We start from the raw sequence: 16,273 nt of genomic DNA, 5'->3' as shown, positions 1-16,273 counted from the left end.
ATGGCGTAGTGCTACTGCAAGCCTCGGTCAGTCTCCCGTAGACTGCGCGCCTATCATCCGATTGCGCGCCTAGTCGGAGCGCACAGCCGAAGGAACGCCCATGGCCGAAAGCAGTAATTTCGCCTTCCTCAAGGAGCACGACCCGGTTTTTCTCCAGCTCGCCGTCAGTGCCGAGCGGGCATTCGCCGGCGATCCCAACACCACGCTGATCAAGCTGCGCCAGCTTGGCGAGGCGCTGGCCCAGGACCTGGCCGTGCACGCCGGCCTCGAGGTCGACGCCGCCACCTCGCAAGCCGACCTGCTGCACCGCCTCGGCCGCGAGATCCAGCTCGACGGCAGCATCCGCAGCCTGTTCCACACCTTGCGCATCGAGGGCAACAAGGCCACCCACGGCTTCCGTACCCAGCACCGCGAGGCCATGGACGGGCTCAAGGTCGCCCGCGCCCTGGCCATCTGGTATCACCAGTCGTTCGGCAAGGCCGGCAATGCTTTCAAGCCCGGCCCCTTCGTCACTCCGACCGATCCCAGCGCGCCGCTGCGCGAACTGCAGGAACGGATCGAGCAATTGCGCGCCGAGCTCGGTGCCAGCCACCAGCAGCTGGAGAACAACCAGCAACTAGCCGAGCTGCTGGTTCGCGAAAAGGCCGAGTACGCCGCCCTGGCCGAGCGGATGGGCGAGGAGGCGCGCACTTACGAGCAGATCGCCCGCGAACATGAGTCAGCGCTGGCCAGGGCCCGCGTCGAGTTCGAGCAGCGCCTGCAGGCGCTGCAGCGGCAGCTGGACAACCAGCCACAGGCCGCCCGGCAGGTCATGCACAAGACCCAGCAGGCCAGCCAGCGCTTCGATCTCAGCGAGGACCTGACCCGCATCCTCATCGACCAGCAGCTGGGCGAGGCTGGCTGGGAGGCCGACTCCCTGGAACTGAGCTGGAGCAAGGGGGCACGCCCGGAGAAGGGCCGGAACAAGGCCATCGCCGAGTGGCCGACCCGCAAGCCCGGGGAAAATGCCGACTACGTGCTGTTCGCCGGCCTGGTCCCGGTGGCTATCGTCGAGGCCAAGCGCCAGCGCATCAACATCGCCGACCGCATCCCGCAGGCCGAGCGCTATGCCCGCCAGCTCGTCCTCGAGGGCGACCTGCAGCCGGCCTGGCAGGGCGTCGCCTGGGCGGACGGGCAGGGCGGCCATTTCCAGGTGCCCTTCGCCTTCGCCTGCAACGGCCGCCCCTACGTCAAGCAGCTGGCCGAGCAGTCCGGCACCTGGTTCCGCGACCTGCGCAGCCCGGCCAACCTGCGCCGTCCCTTGCAGAGCTTCCACACCCCGGACGGCCTGTTCGACCTGCTCAAGCGCAGCCGCGAGGAGGCCGAGGCCAGACTCGAACAGGAAGGCTTCGCCTACCTCAGGCTGCGTGACTACCAGGAAAAGGCCATCTGGGCGGTGGAGCAGGCGCTGGCCGCCGGCCGCCGCCACTGTCTGCTGGCGATGGCCACCGGCACCGGCAAGACGCGCACCATCATCGGCCTGATGTACCGCCTGCTGAAGGTCGAGCGCTTCCGGCGCATTCTGTTCCTGGTCGACCGCAGTGCCCTCGGCCAGCAGGCCATCGACGCCTTCAACGAGGCGCCTCTGGAGCAGAACCACACCCTGGCGCAGATCTACGACATCAAGGCGCTCGGCGACATGGCCGCCGAGGCCGAGACGCGCATCCAGGTCGCCACCGTGCAGGCCATGGTGCGGCGCATCTTCCAGTCGGACAATCCGCCGCCCATCGACGCCTTCGACTGCATCCTCGTCGACGAGGCGCACCGCGGTTACACCCTCGACCAGGAGATGACCGAAGGCGAGCTAGCGGTACGCGACTACAGCCAGTACCTGTCGCAGTACCGCCGCGTGCTCGACTGGTTCGATGCCTGCCGCATTGGCCTCACCGCCACCCCGGCCAAGCACACCAGCGAGATCTTCGGCGCGCCGGTGTTCACCTACAGCTACCGCGAGGCGGTGGCCGACGACTGGCTGATCGACCACGAACCGCCGATCCGCTACGAAACGCTGCTGAGCCAGAACGGCATCCACTTCGCCAAGGGCGAAAGCGTCAGCGTCATCAACACCGCGACCGGCGAGGTGGACGTCGCCGAGCTGGAGGACGAGCTCGACTTCGAGATCGAGTCCTTCAACCGCCGCGTCATCACGCCGGGCTTCGACAAGGTCATCTGCGCGCAGCTGGCCCAGGAGCTCGATCCGCTGGGCGACGAGAAGGCGATGATCTTCTGCGTCAACCAGGCCCATGCCGAGCGGGTCAAGAACCGGCTCGACGAGGCCTTCAGGGACGTTCACGGCGAGCAGTACAACCAGGCCGCCGTGCAGGTCGTCACCGGGCAGAGCGACAAGGTCGAACAACTGATCCGCCAGTACAAGAACGAGCGCTACCCGAGCATCGCCATCACTGTCGACCTGCTCACCACCGGCATCGACGTGCCGCGCATCTGCCATCTGGTGTTCATGCGCCGCGTGCGCTCGCGCATCCTCTACGAACAGATGAAGGGCCGCGCCACCCGCCGCTGCGACGAGATCGGCAAGACCGTGTTCCGCATCTACGACCCGGTCGACCTCTACGCCAGCCTCGAGCCGGTGGACACCATGAAGCCGCTGGTCAAGGACCCCAACGTCAGCCTTGCGCAACTGGTCGGCGAGCTGACCAACCCGGCCAGCCTCGACGCCCCCGGCAGCCAGCCGGACACTAGCCACGCCCAAGACGTGCTCGACCAGCTGAGTCAGCGGGTCATGCGCATCCTGCGCAAGGCCAGCCACAAGGCGGAGACCAAGCCGACGCTCAGGCACAAGCTCGACGAGCTGGAGGAAGTCTGGGGCGTGGCCCCCGACAAGCTGCATCAGCACCTGCACCAGCTCGGCCCGCAGCAGGCCGCGCAGTTCATTCGCCAGCACGCCCAACTGCTCGACCAGCTCGCCGCGGTCAAGGCCCTGCTCGGTTCGGAAAACTATCCGGTCATCTCCACCCACGACGACCAGCTCGTGGTGCGCGAGCAGAACTACGGCGCGAACCAGCAGCCGCAGGACTACCTGGAAAGCTTCCACGACTTCGTCCGCAACCAGCTCAACCAGTCGGTGGCCCTCGGCGTGGTGGTCAACCGGCCGAAGGACCTGACCCGCGAGCAGCTGCGCGAGGTGCGCCTGCTGCTGGATGGGCACGGCTTCAGCGAGGTGAACCTGAAAAGCGCCTGGCGCAACCGGACCAACCAGGAGATCGCCGCCGGCATCGTCGGCTACATCCGCCAGGCCGCCCTCGGCGAGGCCCTGCTGCCCTTCGAACAGCGCGTGGCCGGGGCCATGCGGAAGATCCACGACCTCCACCCCTGGACGCCGGTACAGCGCAAGTTCCTCGACCGCCTGGCCAGGCAACTGGTCCACGAGGTGGTGATCGACGAGCGGCAGATCAACGAGGCGTTCCGCAACGACGGCGGCAGCAAGCGCCTGGACAAGCTGCTCGACGGCAACCTCGCCGTGGTGCTGGAGGCGCTGAACGACAACCTGTGGGCCACCGCCCTGTAGGAGCGGATTCATCCGCGACCGGCCCTGCCAACAGGCAGTAATGTGATTCGGAGCCAACCCGGCCGCGAATGAATTCGCTCCTACAAAGGCACACCCAGTGAATGTTTCCCCTTGCCAATTTGCCCTGCGCCGATAACCATCGCCGCCAATACACCCGCCATGCCTATGGCTGCTTCGGCAGCTACGCACAAATTGAGCGGGTTTTTTATGGGCGCTTGATTTCGTATCCGCCCTGAAGTGCATGGATGCACAATCCAGCAGGAGGCATGGGATGCCTGACAATCACAATGCCCATGCGGGTAGTCTGCGCCATGGTCGCATCTCTCATCCGGGATATGCCTATCTCGTCACACGGTCATTGCCGATCGTCGCCCATTGCTGGCCGACTTCCATACAGCTCGTCTGCTGGTCGAAGAAATGCGGGAGGCCTGTACCGCTGGATTGATAGAAAGTCTGGCCTGGGTGGTGATGCCGGATCATCTGCATTGGTTGCTGATGCTGCAGCAAGGCAGCCTTTCGAGCCTGATGAAGCAGATCAAGGCGCGCAGCTCTCGGCGCATCAATCAGCACCTCGGGCTGGCTGGCAGGCTGTGGCAGCCCGGCTACCACGACCGCGCAGCCCGAAGTGATGATGACCTGCGCGCCATGGCGCGCTACATCATCGCCAACCCCGTGCGTGCCGGAATCGTCGGGACTGTCGGTGATTACCCGCTCTGGGATGCCGCTTGGCTGTTGTAGGAGCGGATTCATCCGCGACCCGCCATGCTCGCCGGCAGCGCCATGGTTCACGGCCATCGTGGTCGCGAATGGATTCGCGCCTCGCGCCATCGGCGCGGCAAATTGCTGTATTTCTACGCCCCGCAGGCGGGGCGGTCGCGGATGAATCCGCTCCTACAGGCAAGCGTTATCGGGCAGAATCGCCGGCCCTGAGTCATATGCCCGGAAGCCCCATGACCAACTCCGACATCGTCCAGAAACTCTGGAACCTCTGCGACGTCCTGCGCGACGACGGCATCAACTACAGCGACTACGTCACCGAGCTGGTGCTGCTCCTGTTCATCAAGATGGAATACGAGCAGGTGCAGAACAACGACGACTTCGCCCACAAGCTGCCTGAGGGCGCGCGCTGGCCGGATCTGGCCGGCAGGTCCGGGCTCAACCTGCTCGGCCACTACCGGCAGATGCTGCTCGATCTGGGCAAGAACGAAGACCCGCTGATCGCCGCCATCTACGCCGACGCGCAGACCCGCCTCAAGGAGCCGCGCCACCTCGAACAGCTGATCAAAAGCCTCGACGGCATCGACTGGTTCAGCGCCCGCGAGGACGGCCTGGGCGATCTCTACGAAGGCCTGCTGGAGAAGAACGCCAGCGAGACCAAGTCCGGCGCCGGCCAGTACTTCACCCCGCGCCCCTTGATCGACAGCATCATCTGCTGCATCCGCCCGCAGCCGGGCGAGACCATCCAGGACCCGGCCGCCGGCACCGCGGGCTTTCTGATCGCCGCCGACGCCTACATCAAGCAGCACACCGACGACCTCTACGACCTCGACGACAAGGCCCGCCGCTTCCAGCGCACCCAGGCCTACGTCGGCGTCGAACTGGTGCCCGGCACCCGCCGGCTGGCGCTGATGAACTGCCTGCTGCACGGCATGGAAGGCGACGCCGAGGGCGTGGTGCACCTGGGCAACGCCCTCGGCCAGACCGGCGCCGGGCTGCCGAAGGTCGACGTGATCCTCTCCAACCCGCCGTTCGGCACCGCCAAGGGCGGCGGCGGGCCGACCCGCGACGACCTCACCTACCGCACCAGCAACAAGCAGCTGGCCTTCCTCCAGCACATCTACCGCGGCCTCAAGCCCGGCGGACGCGCCGCCGTGGTGCTGCCGGACAACGTGCTGTTCGAGGCCGGGGTCGGCACCGAAGTGCGCCGCGACCTGATGGACAAGTGCAACCTGCACACCATCCTGCGCCTGCCCACCGGCATCTTCTACGCCCAGGGGGTGAAGACCAACGTGCTGTTCTTCCAGAAGGGCACGGCGGACGATCCCCGGCAGGAAGAGGGCTGCACCAAGCGCGTGTGGATTTTTGATCTGCGCAGCAACATGCCCAGCTTCGGCAAGCGCACCCCGTTCGGCGCCGCGCATCTCAAGCCCTTCGAGGACGCCTACGGCGAGGACCCCAACGGCAACAGCCCGCGCGCCGAGAACGTCGAGGGCATCGGCGAGGCCAGCCGTTTCCGCTGCTTCACCCGCAAGGAGATCGCCGAACGCGGCGACTCGCTGGACATCGGCTGGCTGAAGGACGCCGACAGCCTCGACGCCAGCGAGCTGCCCGCTCCGGAAGTGCTGGCCGGCGAAGCCATGGCCGAGCTGACCGAAGCGCTGCGCGAGCTGGATGCGCTGATGCGGGCGCTGGGCGCGGGGGATGAGGCCGAGCAGCAGAAAAGGATGCTGGCGGAGGTGATGGGGTTGGAAGTGGCTGCCGAAGGGGCTGGGGATGAGTGAGTTACCTGCTGGCTGGGCGAGTTTTGCGCTGAATGACATCGGAGGCTTATCGGGCGGCAAGACTCCGTCAAAGGCAAATCCCGCATTCTGGTCGAGTCCCGATGTGCTTTGGGTGTCGCCCAAGGACATGAAGAGGAATTTGCTGGAAGACGCCGAGGACCGGATTTCGCAGGTTGCCGTGGACGAGGCCGGGATGACGCTCTATCCGGCTGGCTCTGTGCTGATGGTCACGCGCAGTGGGATTCTGCAGCACACCTTCCCGGTTGCTTTGGCCGGTGCCGAGTTGACCGTCAATCAGGACATCAAGGTTTTGCGCCCAGTCGAGGGCATAACTTCACAATTTGCGTTTTACCTGCTCAAGAGCTTCGGGGGCGAAATCCTTTCGGCGTGCTCCAAGGATGGTACGACCGTACAGAGCATCGACTCGGAAAAGCTCGAAGCCTTTACGTTTCCGCTGCCACCGCTCGCCGAACAAACCCGCATCGCCGCCAAGCTCGACGAACTGCTGTCCCAAGTCGATACCCTGAAAGCCCGCATCGACGGCATCCCCGCGCTGCTCAAGCGCTTCCGCCAGTCCGTCCTCGCCGCTGCCGTTTCCGGGCGGTTGACGGAGGAGTGGCGGGGAGGTGCTTATGAATGGCGAGAAACCACTGTTGGCGCGATTTGCTCTATCGCTACAGGGAAAACGCCCAAACGAGACACTCCAGATTATTGGGTCGGCGGTGAAGTCCCGTGGCTCACCAGTGCCGCGACTGGTGTTGATTTGTGTTCAGAAGCTGAGCAGTTTGTTACCGAATTTGCAGTCAAGGACTGTGCGCTCAAGATATTCCAGCCAGGTACGTTGCTGATGGCTATGTATGGGGAAGGGAAAACCCGAGGGCAAGTTACTGAGTTGAAGATTGCCGCAGCCTGTAATCAGGCATGCGCTGCGATAACGGTCGATGAGGCGTTCGCTAAAAAAGCGTTTGTAAAAATTCGTCTGCAGGAGAACTACGAAGAGATCAGGAAGCAGGCCGTAGGTGGTGCTCAGCCCAATCTCAATTTGAACAAAGTGCAGGAAATTTCCATTCGCCTGCCTTCGCTGGAAGAACAAACCGAAATCGTCCGCCGTGTCGAGCAACTGTTCGCCTTCGCCGACCAGCTGGAAGCCAAGGTCAACGAGGCGAAAACGCGCATCGACCGCCTGACCCAGAGCATCCTCGCCAAGGCCTTCCGCGGCGAGTTGGTGCCCCAAGACCCGAACGACGAACCGGCCAGCCAACTGCTGGAGCGGATCAAGGCCCAGCGCGCCGCTGCGCCCAAGGCCAAACGCAAGCGCCGTGTAGGAGCGGATTGATCCGCGACCGACCCGCCCAGCGTGTCGCTGAATCGCCGGCCGCCGGTTTGCCGCGCCGTTGGCGCGGGTCGCGAATGAATTCGCTCCTACAGCCGCAGGCCCCAACGACGAACCGGCCAGCCAACTGCTGGAGCGCATCAAGGCCCGGCGCGCCGCTGCGCCCAAGGCCAAACGCAAGCGCCGCGCAGGAGCGGATTGATCCGCGACCGACCCGCCCAGCGGGTCGCCGGCCGCCGGTTTGCCGTGCCGTTGGCACGGGTCGCGAATGAATTCGCTCCTACAGCCGCAGGACCCCAGCGACGAACCGGCGAGCCGACTGGTGGAGCGCATCAAGGCCCGGCGCGCCATCGCACCCAAGGCCAGACGCAAGCGCCGTGTAGGAGCGGATTGATCCGCGACCGACCCGCCCAGCGGGTCGCGCCGGATCGCCGGCCGCTGGTTTGCCGCGCCGTTGGCACGGGTCGCGAATGAATTCGCTCCTACAGCCGCAGGCCCCCAACGACGAACCGGCGAGCCGACTGGTGGAGCGCATCAAGGCCCGGCGCGCCATCGCACCCAAGGCCAGGCGCAAGCGCCGTGTAGGAGCGGATTGATCCGCGACCGACCCGCCCGGCGGGTCGCCAGCCGCCGGTTTGCCGCGCCGTTGGCGCGGGTCGCGAATGAATTCGCTCCTACAGCCGCAGGTCCCGGCGACGAACCGGCCAGTGACGTAGAGTGGATGGCCACCCCGTGGAAAACTCGCGTAGCGATTTTCCACCACACCCCTTCGTCGCTGCCACGGTGGAAAAGCCTGCGGCGTTTTCCACCCTACCAAGATGTTTCTTTTGATCACCCGGCGCAGGTGCCGGGGCCTCCACCACAGGAAGTCATTTATGCCCATTCCGGATTTTCAGAGCGTGATGCGGCCGGTGCTGGCCGCCGTCGCCGATGGCGCCCCGCTGGCGCTGAGCGCGTTGCGCGAGCGCATTGCCAGCGAGTTCCAGCTCAGCGAGGAGGAGCGCAGCGAGCGCTTGCCTTCCGGCAAGCAGACGGTGATCAACAACCGGGTCGGCTGGGCACGTACCTACCTGAACAAGGCGGGGCTGCTGAGCATTCCGGCCAAGGGGCTGGTACAGATCACCGAACGGGGTCGCGAGGCGCTGGACAACGGCCCGGCGCGCATCACCGTGGGTTGGCTCAAGCGCTACCCGGAGTTCGCCGACTTCCACACCGCACGCCCTGCCGATAGCGTGGCCCCGCCATACAGGCCGAGCCGGTCGAGGAGACCACCCCCGACGAGCAACTGGCCGATGCGCACCAGGCGCTGATGCAGTCGCTGGCCGACGAGCTGCTGGCGCAGGTGCGCGCCGCTTCGCCGGCCTTCTTCGAGCAACTGGTGGTGGATCTGATGATCGCCATGGGCTACGGCGGTTCCCGCAAGGAGGCCGGTCGTGCCACCCAGGCGACCGGCGACGATGGCATCGACGGCATCATCAAGGAGGACAAGCTCGGTCTGGACGTGATCTACCTGCAGGCCAAGCGCTGGGCCAACACCGTGCACCGCCCGGAGATCGACAAGTTCATCGGCGCGCTGACCCGCCAGCGCGCCCGCAAGGGCGTGTTCATCACCACCTCGGAGTTCTCCGCCGGCGCCCGCGAGGCGGCGCTGGGCCTGGATATCAAGGTGGTGCTGATCGACGGCAGCGAGTTGGCCCGGCTGATGGTGGAGAACAACCTCGGCTGCAGCGTGAAGCAGGTCTACGAGGTCAAACACCTCGATAGCGACTACTTCAGCGAAGACTGAGTCATTGATCGTGCCCACGCTCCCGCGTGGATACGCAGCCCGGGACGCTCTGCGTCCTGGTGGACACGGCAGCGTCTGGTGCCGGGCTCCCACGCAGGAACGTGGGAACCCTCAGATAACCCTCAAACGATCAACCCGACCACCGCCCCCGTCATCAGGGTCGCCAGCGTGCCGGCGTAGAGGGTGCGCGGCCCGAGTTCGACGATTTCGCCGCGGCGTTCCGGCGCCAGCGCGCCCAGGCCGCCGATCAGGATGCCCAGGCTGCCGATGTTGGCGAAGCCGCACAGCGAGTAGGTCATGATCAGCCGGCTGCGTTCGCTCAGCGCGCCTTCCGGCAGGCCGGCGAGCTGGATATAGGCGATGAACTCGTTCAGCACCGTCTTGACGCCCATCAGCGCCCCGGCGGTCATGGCCTCGGCCCAGGGAATGCCGGTCAGCCAGACGATGGGGGCCATCGCCCAGCCGAGCAGGCGCTCCAGGGTCAGCGGCGCGCCGGCGACCGCCGGCAGCCAGGCCAGGCCCAGATTGACCAGATGCACCAGCGCGACCAGCACCAGCAGCATGGCGATGATGTTGAGCCAGAGCTGCAGGCCGTCCAGGGTGCCGCGGGTCACGGCATCCATGGCGCTGTGGTAGCGGAGCTGCTCCACCGGTGGCAGGGACGGGCCTTGCGGTTCCGCCGGGTCCTGCCCGGGCGGGATCATCACATGGGCTATCAGGAGCGACGCCGGCGCGCTGATCAGCGAGGCGATGAGCAGGTGCCGGGCCGGATCGGGAATGCTGCCTTCGAGCAGGGTGGCGTAGAGCACCATCACGGTTCCGGCGATGGTGGCCATGCCGGTGACCATCACGGCGAACAGCTCGCTGCGCGACATGCCCGCCAGATAGGGGCGGATCAGCAGAGGGGCCTCGGTCATGCCGACGAAGACATTGGCGGCGCTGGCGAAGCCCACGGGGCCGCCGATGCCGAAGGTCTTCTGCAGCAGCCAGGAGAAGCCCCGGACCACCAGCGGCAGGATCCGCCAGTGGAACAGCAGCGCCGACAGGGCGCTGATCACCAGCACCAGTGGCAGCGCCTGAAAGGCCAGCACGAAACCGTTGGCCGGGCTGGTGACGGCATAGGGCGCCGCGCCGCCGCCGATAAAGCCGAAGACGAAGGCGCTGCCGGCGGCGCTGGCCTGTTGCAGGGCCTGCACCAGCGCGTTCAGGGGGTCGAACAGCCGGCTGGCGCCGGGAAACTTCAGCAGCACGGCCGCCAAGGCGAACTGGCACAAAAGCCCGGCGACGATCACCCGCGGCCGCACCCGCGAGCGCCGTTCGCCGATCGCCCAGGCCAGCAGGATCATCACGGCCAGCCCCAAAAGCCCCTGAAATATGCTGAGCATGTGCGCTCTCCCGGTGATCGATCTCCCCGCCGTTTGTGGGGGCGGCCAGTGTAGCCGCGGTGCGGGTCCGCTTGCTCGTCCGGCTGCGCTGGCGGAGCGATGCCGGGGCTGATCCGATCTTCCCGAATGCGGGACAATAGGGCGCAGCGGGCCGACCGGCCGGCAGCCCCACGACAACGGAGACTCCCATGAAACAGAACGAACAGGCGGATGCGGTATGGACGCAGATGTGCCAAGCCGCCGGGCTGGACCCGCAGCGGCGGCTGGCGGCGCGGCAGGCGATCCTCGGCGACGAGGCGGTGCAGGACTGCAGCGTCTACCGGCCGGACGAGCGCGACCCGGAGGCCGAGGAGGAGGATCTGGGAGATGCCAGGATCTTGTTCACCGGGCCGTTCCAGGCGCCGGAGGACTGGGACGAGCAGATGCGCGCCGACTACTTCGACGAGAACGATCCGGCGCTGTTCGTCACCGCCTTGATCGAGTGCGAGGCCGCGCCGGCGTCGCGCGGCTTCTTCACGGTCGAGCCCGGCGACTACGTGGCGGCCACCCTGGAAACGGGCGAGGTGGTGATGTTCTACGTCTACGACTGCAGCGAGGACGAGCAGGGCCGGCGCTGCGTGCTGGTCCGCGACGACGAGGAACTGGTCTGAGCGGCTGCCGGGTGCCGTCGATCTTTCGGGAGAATCCATGCACGACCACGACCACGACCACGACCACGACCACGACAAGCCCTCCCGCGCCGATTACCACCGCACCCATCAGGCGCGGGCGCTGGCCGAGGCCGAGCGGCTGCTGGCCGAGCGCGAGCGCCTCGGCGCGCGCTGGCTGGGCTGGGTGGCGGGGGAGCTGTATGCGCTGAGCCCGCCGCAGTACGCCAGTATGGTGCGGCGGGAGCTGCAGCGTCTGCAGGAAGGCGGGGGCTGATCTGCTTTCGTGTTCCCGGACTCACCTGTCGGGCCGGCAGGTGACGGCAGGCGCCGCTGTCTGTCCTTTTTCCGGCGGGGAGAGGGCGCCGAATGGTTCGGCGTGTGCGCGGCGAAACCAGCGCGCGAAGAAGGCGATCGCCAGCAACAGCTCCGCCACGTCCCCGCCGTAGTACATGAGTTGCGCGGCGGCCTGGATCTCGCGCAAGTCGTGCGCCGTGCCCTGCGGAAAGCCATAGGCGTACATGAGCTTGCCGAGGGTGGCATGCAGGGCGGTGCCGAGAAACAGCACGCCGAGGCGCAGCTTCAGGCCGGGGCGCTGCGGCGCGGGGTCGGGGCCGGCGATGGCCCAGGTGAACAGGTAGCCCGACAGCACAAAGTGCAGGTGCACCAGGAAGTGCACGGCAGGGTTGCCGATGCTGAAGGCATACAGGGGCGTCAGGTAGAGCAGGTACATGCCGCCGATATCCAGCACCAGCGCCGTGAGCGGATGGATCAGCGTCCGCACCGGGCGGGTGGCCAGGAAGGCCACCAGCGCGCGCGCCGCCTGCGGCGGCAGGCTGCGCAGCAGCAAGGTGCCGGGCGCGCCCAGGACCAGGGCGAGGGGCGCGAACATGCCCAGCAGCAGGTGCTGAAGCATGTGCCCGCGCAGGTCGGCATGGGCGAAGGCGACCACGGGCGGCGCCAAGGCCAGGCCGAGCAGGGCGATGCCGGCAAAGAAGCTCAGCGTGCGCCAGAGGCTCGGGCGCCGTCCGGCGCGTCCTGTGCGGGTGGCCAGTGCATAGGCGCCGAGCAGCAGGGCGAGGAGCAGGAAGGCCAGGACGCTGCCGGCGTGGGGCTGGGCATGGGCGGCGTGCTCCATGCGCGATCAGGCCATCCGGATGCGGGCACGCAGGCGCCTGAGCAGCAGCAATCCGATCAGCAGCAGCACTGCGCCCGAGGCGTTCCAGAGGAGGTCGTAGGTCAGCAGGTTGTCGATGCCGTAGCGGATCTGGTGCAGCCGCAGCACCTTGTGGTCGACGATGCCGTCGAACAGCTGAAAGCCGCCGAGGCCGATGAGGAGGCCGGCCCAGGCGGCAGTCGGGTCGAGAATCTGCCTGCCGCGCAGGTCGCTCAGCAGGAAGAAGCCGGCGACCAGCACGATCAGTTCGGCGGAGTGCAGCAGGCCGTCGGAGAACAGCGCGATCTGCGGCGTGGCCAGATCGTAGAAATGATGCCAGCCGAGCAGCTGGTGAAAGATGATTTCATCCACGCCGGCCATCAGGCCGATGCCGATCAACGCCGTGGCAAGCATGGATTTGCGCATGTCGCTCTGCACCTGGACGGTCATCGCCTTCCCTCCTTCGTTTTCGCTCCTCGACGTCCCTAGAGCCTGTTATTAACCCGTTCGTTTCTTGATCAGCCTGGTGCTGCCAAGGCCTTGAGAGCAGTCGGCAACATCAGGCAAACAAAGGCTATGAAGTGAAAGCCCGCCAGCGTCGAGGCCAGACGCTCGTAGTCCCGACTCAGTCTTCGAAAGCGGGCCATCCAGCCGAAGCTGCGCTCGACCACCCAGCGCCGGGGCAGCAGGATGAAGCCCTTCTTCGCTTCCGTGTGCTTGATCACTTCCAGCTGGATGCCATGCGCCTCTGCCTGTCGGGCCGCCGACTCGCCGCTGTAGCCCTGGTCGGCGAAGGCAACCTCCACCGCCTCACCGGTCACCCGCTGCACCTGCTCGGCGAGGGCGGCCACCTGGGCGCGGTCCTGTTCGTTGGCGGGCGTCACCCGCAGGGCGAGCAACTGCCCCAGCGTATCCACGGCCATATGCACCTTCGAGCCCTTGCGGCGTTTGGCCCCGTCATAGCCGGCCCGTGCGCCGCTTTCCGGCGTCGACTGCAGGGTGCGGCTGTCGAGGATCACGGCGCTGGGCTGAGCCTTGCGCTTGTCCGCCACCCGGATCAACTCGCGCACATCATGCAGCAGTTCCTCGAAGACGCCGGCCTCGATCCAGCGTCGGGTCTGCTGATACACCACCTGCCACGGCGGCAGATCATGCGGCATCTGCCGCCAGAGCAGGCCGCCGCGGACGATGTAGCGCAGGGCATTGAAGACCTCGCGCAGGCTGTGGACGCGATGGGCGGAGGATTCGGGCATCAGCGCCAGATAGGGCGCCACGAAGGCCCACTCCTCATCGCTGACATCGGTGGGGTAGGGTTTTCGGGTTGTCGTCTGCATAACTGCAAACGATAACCAAAGCAGTGGTTAATAACAGGCTCTAGTGAGAGGGGAAGGCCGCGCCTGGTTCCGGGGAATCGACATCCGGTGCAGGACAGGCGCACAGACGGACGGGCTATGGCATGAAAAAGGGCCCGCAGGCCCTTTTCCATCCGGTGGGCCTCACTCGGCCAGTTGCACCACCTCGCCGCTGCTCTCGCCGAGGCCGAAGCGGCCCTTGGCATCGCGGCTCAGGCGGCCCATGGCGACCTTGGGGTCGTGGGTGAAGACCAGGCGGCCGCCGCGGGCCAGCAGGTCTTCGAGCAGGGCGCTCTTTTCCTCGATCAGGCCTTCCGGGAAGCGGTCGTAGCCCATGGTGATCGGCAGGTGCACCCAGGGCGCGCCGGGAACCAGATCGCCGGCGAACAGCACCGGGCCGCCGGGCATCGCCACCTCGGGCAGCAGTTGGCCGGGGTGTGGCCGTCGCTGACGTGGAAGCGCCAGTCCGGGCCGAGCGCTTCGGAGGTCTGGCCGTCGTCGAGCAGTTCCAGGCGGCCGCTGGCTTCGAGCAGTTCGAGCAGTTCGGGAATGTAGGAGGCGCGGTCGCGGGCGTGCGGCTGGCAGGCGCGCTGCCACTGGCGGCGGCCGGTGACGAAGCGCGCGTTGGGGAACAGCAGGCGCGGCGGCCGGCCTTCTTCCCAGGCGGCGAGCAGGCCGCCGGCGTGGTCGAAGTGCAGGTGGGTGAGCACCACCACGTCGATGTCGGCGTCGGACAGGCCCTGCGCGGCGAGGTTGTCGAGCAGCACGTGGCGGCTTTCCTGCACGCCGTAGCGCTCCTTCAGCTCGGGCTGAAGAAGGCGCCGATACCGGTTTCCACCAGGACGTTGCGACCGTCCTCGCGCACCAGCAGGGCGCGGCAGCCGAGGTCGATGCGGTGCAGTTCGTCGGCCGGCATCCAGCGCTCCCACAGGGCGCGCGGGGCGTTGCCGAACATGGCGCCGCCGTCGAGCTTCTGGCTGTTGCCGGGCAGGGTGGTCAGGGTTCGCATGGGATGGATCCTTCCTTGTTGTTGTGATGGTGTGGCCAAGGCTAACCCCTGGGCCGTGTCGCTGCACAGGGGATGCCCGCTCGGAATAAAAAAGCGCGGCGCCTACAGGCAGCCGCGCAAGGGGCATGGGGCGGGATTCGCTACGGCCATGCCGGAAGGGAACGGGACAGGCAGGCCGTCAGCGCCGGACCGGGCAGCCGGTGGCCTCCTGCAGTTGCTCGAAGGTCACGCCCTCGGCCAGCTCGACCAGCGTCAGGCCCTGCTCGGTGACGTCGAGCACGCCCAGGTCGGTGATGATCCGGTCGACCACCCCGACGCCGGTCAGGGGCAGGTCGCAGCGCTCGAGGAGCTTGTGCGCGCCGCCCTTGGCGCAGTGCTCCATCAGCACCACCACGCGGCGCACCCCGGCGACCAGGTCCATGGCGCCGCCCATGCCCTTGACCATCTTGCCGGGGATCATCCAGTTGGCCAGGTCGCCGTGTTCGGACACCTGCATGGCGCCGAGGATCGACAGGTCGATGTGCCCGCCGCGGATCATGGCGAAGGAGGCGGCGCTGTCGAAGAAGCTGCTGCCGGGCAGGGTGGTGACGGTCTGCTTGCCGGCGTTGATCAGGTCCGGGTCGACCTCTTCCTCGGTGGGGAAGGGACCGATGCCGAGCAGGCCGTTCTCGCTCTGCAGCCAGACCTCCATGCCGTCGGGAATGTAGTTGGCGACCAGGGTCGGCAGGCCGATGCCGAGGTTGACGTAGAAGCCGTCCTGCAGCTCCCGGGCGGCGCGCTGCGCCATCTGTTCACGAGTCCAGGCCATGCTCAGGCACTCCGCAGGGTACGTTGTTCGATGCGTTTTTCCGGGCTGGGGTTGAGCACGATGCGCTGCACGTAGACCCCCGGCAGGTGGATCTGGTCGGGGTCCAGCGCGCCGGTCTCGACGAGTTCCTCGACCTCGACCACGCAGACCCGCCCGGCCATCGCCGCCAGCGGGTTGAAGTTGCGCGCGGTCTTCCTGAACAGCAGGTTGCCGGCCTTGTCGGCCTTCCAGGCCTTGACCAGGGCGATATCGGCGGTCAGCGACTTCTCCATCACGTACCACTCGCCGTCGAACTGGCGGGTTTCCTTGCCCTCGGCGACCAGGGTGCCGTAGCCGGTTTTCGTGTAGAAGGCGGGGATGCCGGCGCCGCCGGCGCGCAGCTTCTCGGCCAGGGTGCCTTGCGGAGTGAACTCCAGCTCGAGTTCGCCGGCCAGGTACTGGCGCTCGAACTCCTTGTTCTCGCCGACGTAGGAAGAAATCATCTTGCGGATCTGCCGGGTCTCCAGCAGCAGGCCGAGGCCGAAGCCGTCGACGCCGGCGTTGTTGCTGATCGCGGTGAGGTTCTTCTTGCCGGACTCGCGCAGGGCGGCGATCAGCGCCTCGGGGATGCCGCACAGGCCGAAGCCGCCGACGGCGAGGGTCATGCCGTCTTCGACCAGCCCGTCGAGGGCGGCCTGAGCGCTGGGATAGAGCTTGTTCATGGATTCCTCTCTGCTCGTTTTCGCGGTTGC

General features: G+C 66.7%; 15 protein-coding genes and 2 pseudogenes. 10 read left to right on the top strand and 7 right to left on the bottom strand.

The window, feature by feature from the left end:
- The first annotated feature begins 100 nt into the window (after positions 1 to 100).
- The 8 genes and pseudogenes from hsdR to Atro_RS05895 all read left to right on the top strand — a co-directional run bounded on the left by hsdR (position 101) and on the right by Atro_RS05895 (position 9,185).
- Positions 101 to 3,565, top strand: a complete 3,465-nt coding sequence (gene hsdR / locus Atro_RS05930) for a type I restriction-modification system endonuclease (protein ID WP_497926836.1) — start codon at positions 101 to 103, stop codon at positions 3,563 to 3,565.
- A gap of 271 nt (positions 3,566 to 3,836) precedes the next feature.
- Positions 3,837 to 4,303: pseudogene (locus Atro_RS05925) on the top strand (REP-associated tyrosine transposase).
- Positions 4,304 to 4,515: 212 nt separating this feature from the next.
- Positions 4,516 to 6,066, top strand: a complete 1,551-nt coding sequence (locus tag Atro_RS05920) for a class I SAM-dependent DNA methyltransferase (protein ID WP_497926835.1) — start codon at positions 4,516 to 4,518, stop codon at positions 6,064 to 6,066.
- Positions 6,059 to 7,402 carry a restriction endonuclease subunit S gene (locus Atro_RS05915; RefSeq protein WP_497926834.1) on the top strand — a complete coding sequence of 448 codons (1,344 nt, stop codon included), beginning with the start codon at positions 6,059 to 6,061 and terminating at the stop codon, positions 7,400 to 7,402. Before Atro_RS05920 ends, Atro_RS05915 begins: the two co-directional genes overlap by 8 nt.
- A 265-nt stretch (positions 7,403 to 7,667) precedes the next feature.
- Positions 7,668 to 7,793 (top strand): hypothetical protein, encoded by a 126-nt coding sequence (locus Atro_RS05910; RefSeq protein WP_497926833.1) that lies wholly within the window; start codon positions 7,668 to 7,670, stop codon positions 7,791 to 7,793.
- Positions 7,794 to 7,869: 76 nt separating this feature from the next.
- The gene (locus Atro_RS05905) at positions 7,870 to 7,995 is read left to right on the top strand and encodes a hypothetical protein (RefSeq protein WP_497926832.1); all 126 of its coding nucleotides are present in this window, start codon (positions 7,870 to 7,872) and stop codon (positions 7,993 to 7,995) included.
- A 279-nt stretch (positions 7,996 to 8,274) separates the two neighbouring features.
- Positions 8,275 to 8,709, top strand: a complete 435-nt coding sequence (locus tag Atro_RS05900) for a winged helix-turn-helix domain-containing protein (protein WP_497926831.1) — start codon at positions 8,275 to 8,277, stop codon at positions 8,707 to 8,709.
- The gene (locus Atro_RS05895) at positions 8,709 to 9,185 is read left to right on the top strand and encodes a restriction endonuclease (protein WP_497926830.1); all 477 of its coding nucleotides are present in this window, start codon (positions 8,709 to 8,711) and stop codon (positions 9,183 to 9,185) included. The genes Atro_RS05900 and Atro_RS05895 overlap by 1 nt, the downstream gene beginning before the upstream one ends.
- A gap of 122 nt (positions 9,186 to 9,307) precedes the next feature.
- Here Atro_RS05895 and Atro_RS05890 read toward each other — a convergent pair whose 3' ends face one another.
- Positions 9,308 to 10,570 carry a NupC/NupG family nucleoside CNT transporter gene (locus Atro_RS05890; protein WP_497926829.1) on the bottom strand — a complete coding sequence of 421 codons (1,263 nt, stop codon included), beginning with the start codon at positions 10,568 to 10,570 and terminating at the stop codon, positions 9,308 to 9,310.
- A gap of 227 nt (positions 10,571 to 10,797) precedes the next feature.
- Between Atro_RS05890 and Atro_RS05885 the strand changes: the two genes are divergently transcribed.
- Both Atro_RS05885 and Atro_RS05880 read left to right on the top strand, forming a co-directional pair.
- A complete protein-coding gene (locus tag Atro_RS05885) occupies positions 10,798 to 11,220 on the top strand; it encodes a hypothetical protein (protein ID WP_497927622.1) in 423 nt (140 codons plus the stop codon).
- A gap of 37 nt (positions 11,221 to 11,257) precedes the next feature.
- A complete protein-coding gene (locus Atro_RS05880) occupies positions 11,258 to 11,494 on the top strand; it encodes a hypothetical protein (RefSeq protein WP_497926828.1) in 237 nt (78 codons plus the stop codon).
- Positions 11,495 to 11,515: 21 nt separating this feature from the next.
- On the opposite strand, the gene Atro_RS05875 is transcribed toward Atro_RS05880, so the two are convergent.
- The 6 genes and pseudogenes from Atro_RS05875 to Atro_RS05850 all read right to left on the bottom strand — a co-directional run bounded on the left by Atro_RS05875 (position 11,516) and on the right by Atro_RS05850 (position 16,243).
- On the bottom strand, positions 11,516 to 12,355 hold the full coding sequence (locus Atro_RS05875; RefSeq protein WP_497926827.1) for a cytochrome c oxidase assembly protein: 840 nt from the start codon (positions 12,353 to 12,355) through the stop codon (positions 11,516 to 11,518).
- 6 nt (positions 12,356 to 12,361) lie between these two features.
- Complete coding sequence (locus tag Atro_RS05870; RefSeq protein WP_497926826.1) at positions 12,362 to 12,823, bottom strand: DUF2243 domain-containing protein; 462 nt, start codon at positions 12,821 to 12,823, stop codon at positions 12,362 to 12,364.
- Between the two features lie 68 nt (positions 12,824 to 12,891).
- Positions 12,892 to 13,707 carry an IS5 family transposase gene (locus Atro_RS05865; protein WP_497926666.1) on the bottom strand — a complete coding sequence of 272 codons (816 nt, stop codon included), beginning with the start codon at positions 13,705 to 13,707 and terminating at the stop codon, positions 12,892 to 12,894.
- Between the two features lie 162 nt (positions 13,708 to 13,869).
- A pseudogene (locus tag Atro_RS05860) lies at positions 13,870 to 14,734 on the bottom strand (MBL fold metallo-hydrolase).
- A gap of 178 nt (positions 14,735 to 14,912) precedes the next feature.
- Positions 14,913 to 15,542: a CoA transferase subunit B gene (locus Atro_RS05855; protein ID WP_497926825.1), complete on the bottom strand. Its 630-nt coding sequence runs from the start codon at positions 15,540 to 15,542 to the stop codon at positions 14,913 to 14,915.
- A 2-nt stretch (positions 15,543 to 15,544) separates the two neighbouring features.
- Positions 15,545 to 16,243: a CoA transferase subunit A gene (locus Atro_RS05850; RefSeq protein WP_497926824.1), complete on the bottom strand. Its 699-nt coding sequence runs from the start codon at positions 16,241 to 16,243 to the stop codon at positions 15,545 to 15,547.
- Positions 16,244 to 16,273 lie beyond the last annotated feature (30 nt).

This window comes from Azotobacter tropicalis, from assembly GCF_059739045.1.
Note: the sequence above shows the minus strand (reverse complement) of the source record. Positions and strands in the feature narration are given on the sequence as shown.